Annotated in this window: 1 protein-coding gene and 1 pseudogene; both read right to left on the reverse strand. The window is 60.2% G+C overall.

All coding sequences use genetic code 11. The features are described 5' to 3' along the window. A partial coding sequence (locus AB4048_RS28895; RefSeq protein WP_442205362.1) for an aquaporin occupies positions 1-185 on the reverse strand: 185 nt, incomplete at its 3' end. 214 nt (positions 186-399) lie between these two features. Beyond that, positions 400-756, reverse strand: a pseudogene (locus AB4048_RS28900) (aspartate 4-decarboxylase); the annotation flags it as partial.

The raw sequence follows: 756 nt of genomic DNA on the forward strand, positions 1-756 counted from the left end.
ACCCCAAGCGTGACCGCGGGATTGTAATGGGCGCCCGAGACGTGACCGCCTGCGTAGATCATAACCATCAGCACGCTGCCTATGGCCAGCGGAGCGATTACGCCCGGAGCCGCGGCCATCCCGGTGCAGCCTATCGTCAATACAAGAAAAAACGTCCCGATGAATTCCACGGCATATCGGCGCATAGCGCGTCCTTTCGCACTGATTGTTGACTTCGATTTTGGCGACCTACCCACAGCTATCAACTCAGGCAGTCGGGCACTACCGACGGCGCGAGGCGCTTCCTTCCGCTCGCTGAGAGTCTCCTATCTACTAGAGTCGTTTCGGTCAGCAGCCTCTGACCAAGACCGTTCGGACCAGACCTCTTGGCAAACTGCCGCCCGTTGCGTTGCAGCCCCCTCACTTCTTGGGGGCTGATTTCGACGCTTCGAATGCATCCCTGTAACCGCGCGCGATCGCGCGCACGCCGCGACCGATATCTTCGTAAGCTTCGTCGGGCAGGTTCGCCAAGGAGACGCGCAACGACCAGTTGGGCGCCTCGAAGCCGCCGCCGTTCAAAAGCACGATGCCGTGCGCCTCGGCCAAGCGGAAAGCGAGATCCAGCGGATGAACATTCTTCTTCAGGTATTCAACCGCGTCGTCGCCGATATTCTTGCGCGCCCAGAACTCGAAATCGATGAGGCCGTAATAGGCGTCGAAGTTCGCGTTCGGATCGACCTGGAGACCCATGCTGTCGATCATGGTCCGGGCGCGCCG

It is taken from the genome of Rhizobium sp. RAF56, from assembly GCF_052113965.1.
GTDB lineage: Bacteria > Pseudomonadota > Alphaproteobacteria > Rhizobiales > Rhizobiaceae > Rhizobium.